The sequence below is a fragment of the Tissierellales bacterium genome (assembly GCA_035301805.1).
GTDB lineage: Bacteria > Bacillota > Clostridia > Tissierellales > DATGTQ01 > DATGTQ01.
In genome coordinates this window covers 1-14,590 of record DATGTQ010000059.1, presented here as the reverse complement: position 1 = coordinate 14,590, position 14,590 = coordinate 1, and the positions used below count along the sequence as shown (strand labels likewise).

Genomic DNA, 14,590 nt, shown 5'->3' with positions numbered 1-14,590 from the left:
CCAGGTAAATGGGGAGATAAAATAGGAACTGTTGCTAATAAATTAAGTGAGAATGCAGAGATGGTCAAAAAGGTGGCAAAGGAAGGTTTTAATGAGGATATAGCTTATGAGAATATTGCAATATATAAACTATCTTCATCTGTAAAATCCAATATAAAAAAGCATCCACGTGAATATATTGAAACTAAAATAGAAACTAAACTGGAAAAGAAAAGAATAAACGATATATTCTGTCCGGCATAAAAATAACATAGTCTGGAGGTAGGGCTAACATGAATATGAAGCATCTAGTTTATAGGTATATTCTGGCATTAGCTGGGATTATACTTTCATTTATAGGACTTCGTAAAGTTATACGTAAGGAAAATTTAGTGAGGGTAACTATATTCACTATAGTAGATGTAGATGAAATGATGAAACATAAAGATACTTTAAATGCAATTTTAAGAGTAATAATAATAGTTATGTGTATATTTGCCTATGCAGGTTATATAATTCCGGCTATAATAGATTTGCCTAGGGCAATAAATGGTGATTTTTGTATAACTGAAGGTGTGGCTATAGTGGAGAAACGTTATGATGATTCGAGATCATATAGAACGATAAAAATAAAAGATAAGGATGGAAATAAGCAAAAAATCTCATGTGATTATAATGAAGAAATAAATATAGGTGATAGATTTATAATTGAACATTTACCAAACTTTAAAGTTGGATCAGTTATAGAACACGAGAGAAATACCGATTAAATTAGTTTTATGGTAACAAAAGATTTATGAAACTTGAAGTGAAATATTAAGAAGGCATGAAAAAAATAAATTTAAGAGGAGGAAGAGGATGGGAAAAACTGCTGTGTTAATTTGGTTAATGGGAATCCTATTAGATATCGTGGGGCTGATAATGTTATATGTTAACTATCGTATGGGAAGATCTACAAAGAAATCTTGGATAATTGCGATAGTAGGATTTGTACTGATCTTTACAATTGTTATTTTGAACGATATGGGTAAATTATAAGATATACTAAGTTTAAAGTAAGGCTTAAAACTTAAGAAGAAAAATTTAACTTAAAGAAGAGACAATTACTTTGCTGAATTTGTGGACATTCTAAAACATTTATTTGTCTATAATAATCTTTGAATGATAGAAAGCTCGTGTCATCTATATGCTAGTAACTCTTACTTATAAAACTACTGTAGTTGTAAAATATAATAGCAATATAGAAGATCTTAAAAAGTAATAATAGTAGAACCATGGATACAAGATAAATTAGAGAAGTTAAACAATAAAATTTGGACAAGATATGTAATATTGATAGAATATAAGAAGTTAATAGAAAACCTACATAATTTTATCTTTAATATGTCTATGGTATAATAAATCGAGAAAAATATAAATGCAAATGAAAAGCTTATTATAGGAATAAGCATAAGAGTAGTTTTCAAGACGGTCTTCACTAACTCACAAATTGAGTCAGTGAAGACCGTCCCTTCTGACTCAGAATCTGAGTCACTTAGGACCGTCCCCGGTGACTCAGATTTCGTTATAATTTTAACTATCATTGGTTTTTACTATAATAACAATAAATAGTTTCGATGATGAAACGGTGAATGGGAATGGAAGTATAATATTTATAATGATATAATAATATTTAACAAGCTTGATTATAAAAATTATGAATAATTTTAAGATATTGGAGGGATAAAATTGGATTTAGCATTAATTGGAGTTAATCACAATATATCTCCCATTGAAGTGCGAGAAAAGGTTTCTTTTACTGAATCTATGAGAATTGATGGTTCCAGTATGATCTTAGATAAAGGGATTGATGAAGTAATAATACTTTCAACTTGTAATAGAAGTGAGATATATATAGTTAGTGAAAACATAGAAGATTCTGTTGAGGAGATAAAAGCTTTCTATAGTAAGTTTTTTAATTTTCCTCTTATAGAAAAATATCTCTTTGTTAAAGAAGGTAAAGATGTAATAACTCATTTATATATGGTTACATCTGGATTAGACTCTTTAATTCTAGGAGAAGATCAGATACTAGGGCAAGTGAAAGAAGCTATGATTTTCTCTATGGAATTAGGCTTTAGCGGGAAGATTTTAAATAAGCTATTTATGGAAGCTATAGGAGTAGGTAAAAAAATAAAAACAAATTTAAAGATATCCGAAATTCCCTTATCCACTAGTTATATTGGAATTAAACTTTTAAGAGAGGAAATAGGAAGTCTAAGGGGGAAGAAGGCTCTTGTAATTGGTGCAGGGAAAATAAGTAGACTTTCCTTAAAGTATTTACATGAAGAAGGACTTGAAGAAATATATGTAACTAATAGAACCCATGGAAGATTAAAAGATATATTTAAAGAATTTCCTTGTTTAATACCTGTAGAATATGGGGAAAGGTACAACCTGATAAAAGATATAGACATAATTGTAACTGCTACATCAGCTCCTCATACAATAATATCTTATGAGGACATGCCTAAAGTTGAACATGAACTGTACATATTGGACTTAGCTTTACCTAGAGATGTAGATTCTAAAGTTAAAGATATGGAAAATGTACTTTTATACCATATTGATGACCTTAGAAAAGTATCGGAGCATAATCAGCAAAGAAGAGAAAAACTTTCTGAAAAAGCCATGAAAATAATAAACAAAGATGTAGATGAATTTGTAGAGTGGATGGGAAGTATAAGGGTTGATCCAGTTCTAAAATCCTTAAATGAAAGATGTTCAGACATTAAAGAAGACACAATGGAATATATAAATAGGAAACTAGACTTAGACCAAAGAGAGAAGAAAATAGTAGATAAAATGCTTAACTCAGCTTTGAAAAGAGTCATAAGAGAGCCAATAAAAAATTTAAAAAATTTGGAAAAAGAAAATATGGATGATTATATTGAAATGTTAAACAGTTTATTTGAATTTTAGGAGTGAAGATATGTTTTATCCTATAATGATAGATATTGAAGACAAAAAAATTGTAATAATAGGTGGGGGAAAAGTTGGATATAGAAAAGCTAAAAATTTTCTAGAGTTTGAAGGAAAAGTTACAGTAATAAGTGAAGAGTTTTTTGGGAAATTCTCTGAACTAAAGAATAAATATGGAGAAAATCTTATATTGATTAAAGATACATATAATAATGAATATATACATAAATCTTTTTTAGTAGTAGCTGCAACTTCCTCAAGAAATATGAACAAACAAATTTCTAAGGAATGTAGTAAACAGGGTATTTTATGTAATGTAGTGGACAGTCTAGAAGAATCAGAATTCACTTCTACCTCTGTAATTAATAAAGGGGATCTTATATTATCGATTTCTACTATGGGGAAATGTCCCTTTTTAAGTAAAAAAATAAGGATAGACTTAGAAAAAAAGTATTCAGATATAGATGAAGAATATATTAATTTATTAGGAGAAATAAGAAAAATTATTATTTCAAAATATAGTCATAGAAAAAAGGAACTGTTAGATCATTGCCTAGACTTGACTAAGGAAGAGTTAGAAAAATTCTATGAAGAACTTAAGGGGGTATAATAGTTTATGAAGGTTGTAGTTGGAGCTAGAGGAAGCAAATTATCAGTTACTCAAACTAATTCAGTAATAGATGCGTTGAAAAAAGCCCATCCTCATTTAGATATAGAATTGAAAACAATAAAGACTAAAGGAGATATTTTAAGAGAAACTTCTATAGGTAAAATTGGTGGAAAGGGAGTATTTGTAAAGGAAATAGAAAAAGAACTTTTAAACGGTGGAATTGATATGGCCGTACATAGTATGAAGGACATGCCAGGAATTCTTCCTAAAGGATTAAAATTATCCTATGTTCCTGAAAGGGAAGATTATAGGGATGTATTAGTTCTTAGAGAAGGATTAAATAGCTTAGAAGATTTACCTATTGGGGGCAAAATAGGTACAGGAAGTAAGAGAAGAAAATACCAATTATTGAGACATAGAAATGATTTAAATATATCGGATATAAGAGGAAATATAGAAACTAGAATTAAAAAGATAGAATTAGAAAATTTAGATGGAGTAGTATTGGCAGCTGCAGGAATTAAAAGATTGGGACTTGATAAAAAATTAAAAGATAGAATTGTGTACCTAGATAAAGAAATATTATTGCCTTCCCCTTGTCAAGGAATTCTTGCTATTGAAATAAGAGAAGATGATAGAAAGATGGAAGAATTATTAAAAAGTATATCTCATGAAAAAACAGAAATACAGGCAAAAGTAGAAAGGGGATTTTTAAAAGGAGCAGGAGGAAGTTGTAAAGTTCCTGTAGGAGCATACTGTGACATCCATGGTGATAAGTTGATTTTAGAAGGATTTTTAGGTACTGAAGATGGTGAAGTTCTAATTGATAAAACTTTAGAAGGGGATAGGAATTCTTTAGAAGAACTAGGCTATAATCTTGCAAGGATAATGATCAAGGAGAGGGATGCCAAATGAAGGGAAAAGTATATTTAATAGGGGCAGGGCCGGGAGATGCTAGTTTAATAACTTTAAAAGGCCTTCAATGTATAAAAGAAGCAGATACAATAGTCTATGATAGATTAGTAAATAGTACTCTTTTAGAAGATATAAAAGATAGTTGTAAGCTCATATATGTAGGTAAAAGGTCAAAGGATCATACTAAAACTCAAGATGAAATAAATGAAATAATATATAAAGAAGCTTTAGATGGAAAAATAGTTGCGAGACTTAAAGGTGGAGACCCCTATGTTTTTGGAAGAGGTGGAGAAGAAGCAGAGTATTTAGTAGAAAGAAATATTCCCTTTGAAACTGTACCTGGGGTTACTTCTTCCATCGGAGGACTAGCCTACGCAGGTATACCTATAACTCATAGAGATTATGCATCTTCTTTTCATGTGATAACAGGTCATTTAAAAGATGAAAGTAAAGAATTAAATTGGAAGGCTTTAGCATCCTTAAAAGGAACCCTTGTATTTTTAATGGGAGTATCAAATCTAGAAAAAATATGTAATAGGCTTATGGAAAACGGTAAAGAAAAGAATACTCCTGTAGCTATAATTAACTGGGCTACTACTTCTAATCAAAAAGTAGTAGAAGGAAATATATCAAATATATATGAAAAGGCAATGAAGGAAAAGATAACATCACCAAGTCTTATAGTAGTAGGTGAGGTAGTTAAATTACGAAAAAAACTTAATTTCTTTGAAGATAAAGTATTATTTGGAAAGGATATAGTAGTGACAAGGGCTAAAGCTCAAAAAAAAGGATTTGTCAATGAATTAAACAAGCTAGGAGCTTCAGTTCATGATTTTCCTACTATTGAAATAGATAAAATATCTCCCAATATAGAGTTAGATAATGCTATTGAAAATATAGATAAATATACTCATGTTTTATTAACTAGTGTAAATGGAGCAAATGTATTTTTCGATAGACTATTTTCCCTAGGTTATGATGCTAGAAAATTAGGGGGTTTAAAAGTTGGGACTATAGGACCTAAGACAGGTAAAGCCATAGAGGAATACGGTATAAAACCAGATTTTATTCCAAAAGAACATGTATCTGAAGCTTTATTTGAAGATTTAAAAAAGGTTTTAACGGAAAAAGATAGAATATTAATTCCAAGGGCAAAAAATGCAAGACCTTATTTAGTAGAGGAACTTTCTAAAATATGTACTGTAGATGAAGTTAAAACTTATGAAACAATTAAAACCATGAATAAGAAAGACCAACTGATAAAGTTTTTAAAGGATAAAGAGGACTTTTATTTAACTTTTACCAGTCCTTCAACTTTTAATAATTTTATAGAAATATTAGGTGATAATTCTCAAGAGATTCTAAACAAAGGTAAGATATTATCCATTGGACCAATAACATCGGAAGCCGTAAATAAAAAAGGCTATGAAGTTTATAAACAAGCAGAAGAATATACAGTAGGTGGTTTATTAAATTTACTTATAAAGGAAGGAGAAAATTAATGGATTTATTAAATAGACCCAGAAGACTTAGAAAGAATGAAACTATTAGAAGTTTAATTAGAGAAACTAAACTTTCAGTAGAAGATTTTATCTATCCAATCTTTGTAGAAGAAGGTACAAATATAAAAGAAGAAATACCATCTATGGAAGGAATTTATCGTTATTCAGTAGATAGGGTATTAAAAGAAGTAGAAGAAGTAGAAAATTTAGGAATAAAATCTATATTATTATTTGGAATTCCAGCCAATAAGGATGAATTAGGAACCGAAGGCTATGTTGAAGATGGTATCGTACAAAAAGCTACAAGAGAAATAAAAAAGGTTTTTCCTCAAATGTACGTTATAACTGATGTATGTATGTGTGAATATACTTCTCATGGTCATTGTGGAATACTTAAAGATAATGGTTATGTAGATAATGACAAAACTTTAGAATATTTAGGAAAGATTGCTTTAAGTCATGTTAAGGCAGGAGCAGATATGGTAGCTCCTTCTGATATGATGGATGGTAGAATAGAATATATTAGACATTATTTAGATGAAAATGGCTTTGAGACTATACCTATTATGGCTTATAGTGCTAAATATGCTTCTTCTTTCTATGGTCCTTTTAGAGATGCAGCAGACTCATCTCCTGCTTTTGGAGATAGAAGGTCCTATCAAATGGATCCAGCAAATACAGATGAGGCTATGAGAGAAATTGAATTAGATATAATGGAAGGGGCAGATATAATAATGGTAAAGCCAGCTCTTTCCTATCTTGATATAATAGGAAGAGCAAAAGATAACTATAATATTCCTTTAGCAGCTTATAATGTAAGTGGAGAGTATTCAATGCTTAAGATGGCTGTAAAGGAAGGGCTTTTAGATGAAACAGCTATATTAGAATCTTTGCTTTCAATTAAAAGAGCTGGAGCAGATATTATTATTTCATATTTTGCTAAGGATGTAGCTAAAATACTAAAATAGTTAAAAGGAGATGATAATATGAATTTAGATAAATCAAAGGATATTTATAATGAAGCTATAAAGTATATTCCTGGGGGAGTAAATAGTCCAGTTAGGGCTTTTAACTCTGTTGAAACAGATCCAGCATTTATTAAAAGTGGACATGGAAGTAAAATAAAAGACGAAGATGGAAATACTTACATTGATTATATTTGTTCCTGGGGTCCTTTAATCCTTGGCCATTCTAATGAAAGGTTATTAGAAGGTATAGAAGATATTTTAAAAAGTGGCATAAGCTTTGGATTGCCGACTAAAATAGAAGTAGATATGGCAAAACATATTGTAGAATATTATAATGGTGTAGAAATGGTGAGAATGGTAAACTCGGGAACAGAAGCTACTATGAGTGCTATAAGAGTAGCAAGAGGATATACTGGTAGGGATAAAATAATAAAATTTGAAGGTTGTTATCATGGACATAATGATTCTTTGTTAGTAAAATCTGGGTCAGGAACTATAACTTATGGAGTACCTACTAGCAGTGGAGTTCCAGCAGATATTGTAAAGAACACTATAGTTTGTAGATATAATGATTTAGAAGATGTGAAAAAGGCTTATGAAGATTTTGGGGAAGACATAGCAGCTATAATACTAGAGCCAGTAGCAGGCAATATGGGAGTAGTTCCTGGAAAGAAAGAATTTTTAGAAGGCCTTAGAAAGATAACTAAAGAAAATGGGTCTCTACTTATATTTGATGAAGTAATAACAGGTTTTAGAATAAGTTATGGTGGAGCTAGTGAAGTCTATGGAATAGAACCAGATATGGCTTGCTTTGGTAAAATAATTGGTGGAGGATTTCCAGTAGGTGCTTATGGTGGAAGAAGAGAGATAATGGAGATGATATCTCCAACAGGTCCAGTTTATCAAGCAGGAACCCTTTCAGGTAATCCATTAGCTATGCATGTTGGATATAAAAATCTAAAAATATTAGAAGAAAATAAAAATATATATAAAAAATTAGAAGAGAAGGCTATTATGATAGAAGAAGGATTTAGAAAAAATATAGAAGAATTAGGAATCAATGCAGAAATAGTAAGGTTTAAAAGTATGTTAACCCTTTTCTTTGGAAAGGGACCTTTTGAAAATTATGATGATGTTCAATCCTGTGATACAGAAATGTATGCTAAATATTTTAAAAATATGTTGAAACGTGGTATAATGGTACCACCAGCACAATTTGAAGGTATGTTTTTGTCGGATGCTCATACTGAGGAAGATATAGAACATACTATCAAGGCTAATTATGAGGCATTAAAAGCTATTAAATAAAGGATGATAATGTTACGGAGTTTATTAAAATTGAATAAAAGGAGATAGGTTCTTTTAAAGATTAAAATGGGAAATCAGTGTAAATCTGATACAGCCCCCGCTACTGTAAGTGAGGACGAAATCAACAAAAGCCACTGGATATATTCTGGGAAGGCGTTGAGAGTAGAATGACTCATAAGTCAGGAGACCTGCCTATATTTCCTATTTAAGTAGGCCTTCGGTGGGAAGGATATACTTCTAATTACTTTACGTTGGAAGAAAAATCCCAAGTCTATAAGGCTATGGGATTTTTTTAATATAAAATAAGAAAGGTGTGTGTTAGTCATGAAGGACAAAAAGTTATTTTTACTAGTGCTATTACTAATTAGTTTTACACCTAGCATTGCAAATGCCATGCACATTATGGAAGGATTTTTGCCCATAGGATGGGCAGTATTTTGGTCCATAGTTACTATTCCATTTTTAATTATAGGTATTAAAAATGTAAATGGCATCATGAAAGAAGACACAAACAAAAAGGTACTACTTGGCTTAGCAGGAGGTTTTGTATTCGTTCTTTCAGCATTGAAAATTCCATCTGTAACAGGCAGTTGCTCTCATCCTACAGGAGTAGGGTTAGGGGCTATAATATTTGGACCTACTACTATGACTGTTATTGGGGTTATTGTATTATTATTTCAAGCATTATTACTTGCTCATGGAGGATTAACTACATTAGGAGCTAATACTTTTTCTATGGCTATTGTAGGGCCTCTAGTTTCTTATGGTATATTTAAAGCTTTTAAAAAGAAGGATTCTAATACATCCCTAGCAGTATTTTTAGCAGCTTCTTTAGGAGATTTAGCTACTTATGTAATTACAGCAACCCAATTATCTTTAGCCTTTAAGGATCCAGCTACAGGTTTTCTAGGGTCTATGGGTAAATTTCTAAGTGTTTTCGCAGTGACTCAAATTCCTTTAGCAATAGTAGAAGGAATTATAACAGTTGTTGTTTATAATTTATTATTAGAATATAGTAAGGAAGGAGTGTTAGGCAGTGAAATCATCCAATAAAAATATCTTACTTATTATATTAGCAATAGTAATTACCATTATACCATTAATATTTATGTCAGATTCAGAATTTGAAGGGGCAGATGATCAAGCTGAAGATGTAATAGGAGAAATAAATCCAGATTATGAACCATGGTTTGAAGCCTTTTGGGAACCACCAAGTGGAGAGGTAGAAAGTTTGTTATTTTCCTTACAAGTAGCTATTGGTGCTGGAACCATTGGATATATATTAGGAAATTGGAAAGGAAAAAAGCAAGTTGCTGATAATAGATAAATATGCTTATACCAATAATTTGACAAAATTTAATCCTATGGCAAAGTTTTTATTTGCCATAGGAAGCCTTTTTATATCTATAGCTATAAATAATATATATATTAATTTAGCTATATTAATAATTATGTTTATGATGACTACTGTAATAGCAAGAATACCAATTAAGGCTTATATTAAGCTTTACATTGTGCCAGTTATTTTTCTTTTATTCAGTATAATTCCTATCCTTATAAGTATAGGAAAAACTAATGAATTTATTTACTCTGTTAATATTGGTAAATATTATTTTGGTTTGAATAAAGAAACAATTTATACAGCTTTAATGACTGCTTCACGGTCAATTGCCTGTATCTCTGCAACTTATTTTTTGGCATTAACTACGCCGATTAACCAACTTATTAAGATATTTAAAAAGTTAAAAGTACCTAATTTTATAATAGAATTAATAATATTAATTTATAGGTTTATCTTTATCTTTCTAGAAGAAATTAAGGAAATATATATAGCCCAAGAAATGAGATATGGATATTATGGTACAAAAAATAGTTTTAAATCCTTTGGGATTCTGATAAAATCTTTATTTGTAGGAGTTTTTTTAAATTATGAAGATATGGTAATAGCTTTAGAAAGTAAATTATATGATGGAGAGTTTAAAATTGGGTGATAAAATGCTTAAAACAGAAAAGCTAACTTATTTATATGAAGATGGAACTTTAGCATTGAAAGATATAGATATAGACTTAAGTAAGGGGAGCCGTATTGGTATAATTGGAGAAAATGGTTCGGGAAAGTCTACTTTATTTTTAAACCTTATAGGAATACTTAAACCTAATAAAGGTAAGGTATTATTTAATAGTAACTCTTTAAAATACAGTAAAAAATATTTAAGGGAATATAGAAAGAAGGTTAATATAGTATTTCAAGACCCGGATAGACAAATATTTTATTCTAATATATATGATGATGTAGCCTTTGCCTTAAGGAATTTGGGTTATGATGAAAAAGAAGTTTCAAATAAAGTAGAAAATGCTTTAGAAAGAGTAGGTGCAATTGACTTTAAGGAGAAACCTATTCATTTTTTGAGTCATGGTCAGAAGAAAAGAATTGCCATAGCAAGTGTTTTAGCCATGGATGGGGATATAATTCTTTTTGATGAACCTACAAGTGGTTTAGATCCTTCAATGACTAGGGCAATGATAAATACACTTAAAGATATTAGTGAAGAAAAAACCATAGTTATTTCTAGCCACAATATGGATTTAATATATGAATTATGTGATTATGTATATGTACTAAGTGAAGGTGAAGTTATAGGAAATGGATTAGTTGAAGAAGTATTTTGTAATGAAAAGGTTATTAAAAAAGCAGGGTTAAACCAGCCTTGGCTTGTAAAAGTCCATAGAAAATTGAATATTCCTTTATTTAAACATGAAGAAGAATTCTTTAACTATTGGAAAGAAAATATACAGGAAGGTGATTACTAGATGAAGAAAGGAATTTTAGTAGTTAGTTTTGGAACCAGTTATGAAAAAACAAGAAAATTATGCATTAGGGCAATAGAGGATAAAATTCAAGAGAGGTTTAAAGATTATACTGTAAGAAGGGCTTTTACTTCTAATATGATTATTAGGAAACTGAAAAAGCGGGATAACCTATATATAGATACTGTAGATGAAGCTCTAAAAAAATTTAGGGAAGATGGATTTAATCAAGTGTTTGTTCAACCATTACATATAATACCAGGTCATGAATATGAGAAAATTGTTAAAGAAGTAGAAAAGTATAATAAAGATAAAGTTTTTGATAAGTTGAAATTAGGTGAACCCTTATTGTATAATGAAGAAGATTATAGCTACGTTATCAGAGCATTAGAAAAAGATATAGATTCATTAAAAGAAGAAGAAAAGTTAATACTGATGGGCCATGGTACAGACCATAATGCAAATAAATGCTATAAAATATTAGAGGAAAAATTGAGAGAAAAAGGATATAAGAATGTATATATAGGCACAGCAGAAGGATATCAACCTATTGAAGAAATTATTCCTTTGTTAAAAGAAAGAAAATCTAAAGAGGTTAATTTACAGCCATTTATGTTAGTAGCAGGAGATCATGTACTTAATGATATGGTAGGAAAAGAAGATTCTTGGAAAGTAAAATTAGAAAATAAGGGATTTATAGTAGGGTCAAAAATAAAGGGGTTAGGTGAAAAGGAAGAATTCCAAAATATATTTATAAATAAACTTGAGTATATGCTATACTAAATTGACAGTTCCATTATTAAGTGGTAGTATGACTTTATAATGGGATATTTTGGGGGTGGGATGTTGAGTAGAAAAAAATTTCATAAAAGGGAAAGTCTTATAGATGTTGCTATGAAGGAGTTTCAAAAGTATGGTTATGATGATGCATCTTTAAATCAAATTATACAAGATACTGATATTGCGAAAATGACCTTTTATTATCATTATAATAGCAAGGAAGAATTGTTTTTTTCCTTATTTGATGAAATTACCTTGAAATTTGAAGATTTCAAGGACGATTACTTAAAAAAACATCCCCGGTATATGGAGAATGTAAACATACTAGAATTATTAAAAACCTATAGTGAAATATTAATTAGATTCATAGAGAAAAACCCTTTATACTGTAAGTTTTGGACGAGTTCTTATTTAACTGATAATTTATATATTAGGCAGAAGGTAAAAGAAAAATTAATAGGCATAATAGAGCCACCCTTAAAGAAAATGTTTGATAATGCTTTTGATAGAAAAGAAATACGCCAAGATATAGATAAAGATTTTTTATTTAAGTATTTTTTTATAAATCTATTATTTACAATAAGAGAAATTATTTGTACAGTAAATTCATGTGAAGTTAATGTGAAAAAAATAAATAACATAGTAGACGATAGCTTTAAGATATTTGAAGGACTATTAATTATAGAAGATGAAAGTTATCTTTGTAGTAGTTAAATGTAATCTTAATGTGATAACATAAAGTCTTATTAACTTTAGATTAAGTTAATAAGACTTTACTTTATATTTTTTGATTTTAAGGTATAATTTAAATAGGAAAAAAGAAAGGGGAGACTTATGGATAGGAAAAGATTTTTAATGGTCATTACATTATTATTGTCAATTTTTTTATTAACTTCATGCAGTAATAAAGATGAATTGGATGAAGTAGGTCTATATCCTGCATATACAAAGGATAAAAACACTAAAAAATGGGGCTATATAGATGAAAAGGGAGAGTTTAAAGTAGAACCTAATTATGAATTAGTTACAGAATTTGATAATAATGGATTAGCTAAAGTTTATTCTAATCAACTAGTTGGGTTAATAAATGAGGATGGAAGAGTTATACTACCACCAGAATATTTTGAGATAAGTGAAGTTAAAGATGGAATATTTACTGCAGTAGGCCAGGATGGATATTTTATATTTGATAAAAGTGGATTAAAGTTATTTGAAACTAAAGACTACTCTGCTATAGGTGAATCAAGTGATGAATTATTACCAGTAGTAAAAAAGGATAAGGAAGGTAATACTAAATCTGGATATATAGATAAAAAGGGTAATGTGGTTATAGACCCTAAGTATAGTAATGTTTGGGGATTTAAAAATGGAAGAGCCTTAGTGAAGGTTGATGAAGATAAACACCTTATAATAGATAAAGAAGGTAAAGAATTAGCAGAATTGCCTTATGAAACTGTTGCACCAGATGAAGAAAATGAAATGTTTATATTTCTGAATAAGGATAAACACTATGGCTTCTTAAATGAAAAAGGTGAAGTAGCAATAGAGCCCAAGTATTCAAAGGCATTACCTTTTGAAGATGGAATGGCAGTAGTAAGTCCTTCAGATGTAGAGGATAAAGATAAAAAGTGGGGCGTTATTGATAAAGAAAATAATTATATTATAGAACCTAAATATAATAGTGTAGCTTATTTAGGAGAAGGATTATTTGCTGTTACCAAAGATAAGGCTGAGGTTTATGGAGAAGTAGAACTGACTAAGGAAGCCATTATAAACAAAGAAGGAAAAGCTTTAACGGATTATTCCTATTATTTCGTTGGAGGAGTTAAATCACCAGAAGTAAAAAATGGTTATATTTCTGTTTATGACGGTGAAAAGACTTTTCTTTTAGATACTAAAGGAAAAAAAGCAAAAGATTTACCAGAAATAGATGGTAAAGGAGAATTAGAATATAGGGGTAAGGTAATTAAAGCTGCTATAGATGATAGGTTAGGTTATTATACAACTGATGGGGAATTATTATGGGAAGAAGATAATTCCTATAAATTATTAGGTGAAGGGGTCGTTAAAGAAGAAAAAAATATTCCTAATATGCTTACAACCATTTATTATCCAAAGGTAGAAAATTTAAAAAATGAAAAGGTAGAAAAACAAATAAATAAAAAGCTCCATAAGGCTTTTGTAGAAGATGTAATGGCAGATTTTAAAGATGTGGAAGAAGGACTTCCCTTAGTTAATGTGAACTATGATCCTAGAAGAAGTAACGATATGTTAATTATACAAAAAAGCTCTTATTATCATAATCAAGGAGCACCTTTAGGAATGCCTATGGTAAGAACTTACCATATTGACCTAAATACAGGAGAATTTTATGAGCTTAAAGATATATTTAAAAAAGATAGTAATTATACAGAAGTGTTAGATGAAATTATTAAAAAACAAATGGAGGAGAAAGGTACACAGGGAGAACTATTTTTTGTTGATGATTATAAGGGAATAAAGGAAGACCAAGAATTTATAATGTTTAAAGATTATTTACAAATATATTTTTATCCCTATGAAATAGCAGATTATTCTAGTGGTTTTCCAGCTTTTAATATACCTTATGAAGATATTATGGATATAATTGATACCCAATCCGATGCTTGGTGGGCTTTTAATAGTACAAAGAGTATTCAGGGGAATTAATTTTCCCCTATTTTTATCTTTAAAATACCTATTTAGACCAGCTATTAAATGTCAAGATGTAATTTAATTTA

At 29.7% G+C, this 14,590-nt stretch carries 16 protein-coding genes and 1 riboswitch; all 16 genes read left to right on the top strand.

From position 1 onward, the window contains the following. Positions 1 to 243: hypothetical protein (locus VK071_02575; GenBank protein ID HLR34195.1), on the top strand; the 243-nt coding region annotated here is incomplete at its 5' end. A 29-nt stretch (positions 244 to 272) separates the two neighbouring features. Then, a complete protein-coding gene (locus VK071_02570) occupies positions 273 to 749 on the top strand; it encodes a hypothetical protein (GenBank protein HLR34194.1) in 477 nt (158 codons plus the stop codon). Positions 750 to 837: 88 nt separating this feature from the next. After that, entirely contained in the window at positions 838 to 1,017 is a 180-nt protein-coding gene (locus VK071_02565) for a hypothetical protein (protein HLR34193.1), read from the top strand. A gap of 690 nt (positions 1,018 to 1,707) precedes the next feature. Then, on the top strand, positions 1,708 to 2,940 hold the full coding sequence (gene hemA / locus VK071_02560) for a glutamyl-tRNA reductase (GenBank protein HLR34192.1): 1,233 nt from the start codon (positions 1,708 to 1,710) through the stop codon (positions 2,938 to 2,940). A 10-nt stretch (positions 2,941 to 2,950) separates the two neighbouring features. Beyond that, a complete protein-coding gene (locus VK071_02555; GenBank protein HLR34191.1) occupies positions 2,951 to 3,550 on the top strand; it encodes a bifunctional precorrin-2 dehydrogenase/sirohydrochlorin ferrochelatase in 600 nt (199 codons plus the stop codon). Between the two features lie 6 nt (positions 3,551 to 3,556). Then, on the top strand, positions 3,557 to 4,465 hold the full coding sequence (gene hemC, locus VK071_02550; protein ID HLR34190.1) for a hydroxymethylbilane synthase: 909 nt from the start codon (positions 3,557 to 3,559) through the stop codon (positions 4,463 to 4,465). After that, positions 4,462 to 5,967, top strand: coding sequence for a uroporphyrinogen-III C-methyltransferase (cobA, locus tag VK071_02545; GenBank protein HLR34189.1), 1,506 nt, complete (start codon positions 4,462 to 4,464; stop codon positions 5,965 to 5,967). Before hemC ends, cobA begins: the two co-directional genes overlap by 4 nt. Then, entirely contained in the window at positions 5,967 to 6,935 is a 969-nt protein-coding gene (gene hemB / locus VK071_02540) for a porphobilinogen synthase (protein HLR34188.1), read from the top strand. The genes cobA and hemB overlap by 1 nt, the downstream gene beginning before the upstream one ends. An 18-nt stretch (positions 6,936 to 6,953) precedes the next feature. Continuing rightward, a complete protein-coding gene (hemL, locus tag VK071_02535) occupies positions 6,954 to 8,243 on the top strand; it encodes a glutamate-1-semialdehyde 2,1-aminomutase (protein HLR34187.1) in 1,290 nt (429 codons plus the stop codon). 29 nt (positions 8,244 to 8,272) lie between these two features. Beyond that, positions 8,273 to 8,454, top strand: a riboswitch (cobalamin riboswitch). 113 nt (positions 8,455 to 8,567) lie between these two features. Next, on the top strand, positions 8,568 to 9,296 hold the full coding sequence (locus tag VK071_02530) for an energy-coupling factor ABC transporter permease (protein HLR34186.1): 729 nt from the start codon (positions 8,568 to 8,570) through the stop codon (positions 9,294 to 9,296). Next, positions 9,280 to 9,570: an energy-coupling factor ABC transporter substrate-binding protein gene (locus tag VK071_02525; GenBank protein HLR34185.1), complete on the top strand. Its 291-nt coding sequence runs from the start codon at positions 9,280 to 9,282 to the stop codon at positions 9,568 to 9,570. Before VK071_02530 ends, VK071_02525 begins: the two co-directional genes overlap by 17 nt. 19 nt (positions 9,571 to 9,589) lie before the next feature. After that, complete coding sequence (gene cbiQ / locus VK071_02520; protein HLR34184.1) at positions 9,590 to 10,234, top strand: cobalt ECF transporter T component CbiQ; 645 nt, start codon at positions 9,590 to 9,592, stop codon at positions 10,232 to 10,234. Further along, positions 10,227 to 11,054 (top strand): ATP-binding cassette domain-containing protein, encoded by an 828-nt coding sequence (locus VK071_02515; GenBank protein ID HLR34183.1) that lies wholly within the window; start codon positions 10,227 to 10,229, stop codon positions 11,052 to 11,054. The genes cbiQ and VK071_02515 overlap by 8 nt, the downstream gene beginning before the upstream one ends. Further along, positions 11,055 to 11,834 carry a sirohydrochlorin cobaltochelatase gene (locus VK071_02510; GenBank protein ID HLR34182.1) on the top strand — a complete coding sequence of 260 codons (780 nt, stop codon included), beginning with the start codon at positions 11,055 to 11,057 and terminating at the stop codon, positions 11,832 to 11,834. A 63-nt stretch (positions 11,835 to 11,897) separates the two neighbouring features. Beyond that, the gene (locus VK071_02505; GenBank protein ID HLR34181.1) at positions 11,898 to 12,545 is read left to right on the top strand and encodes a TetR/AcrR family transcriptional regulator; all 648 of its coding nucleotides are present in this window, start codon (positions 11,898 to 11,900) and stop codon (positions 12,543 to 12,545) included. Between the two features lie 120 nt (positions 12,546 to 12,665). After that, entirely contained in the window at positions 12,666 to 14,519 is a 1,854-nt protein-coding gene (locus VK071_02500; GenBank protein HLR34180.1) for a WG repeat-containing protein, read from the top strand. Positions 14,520 to 14,590 lie beyond the last annotated feature (71 nt).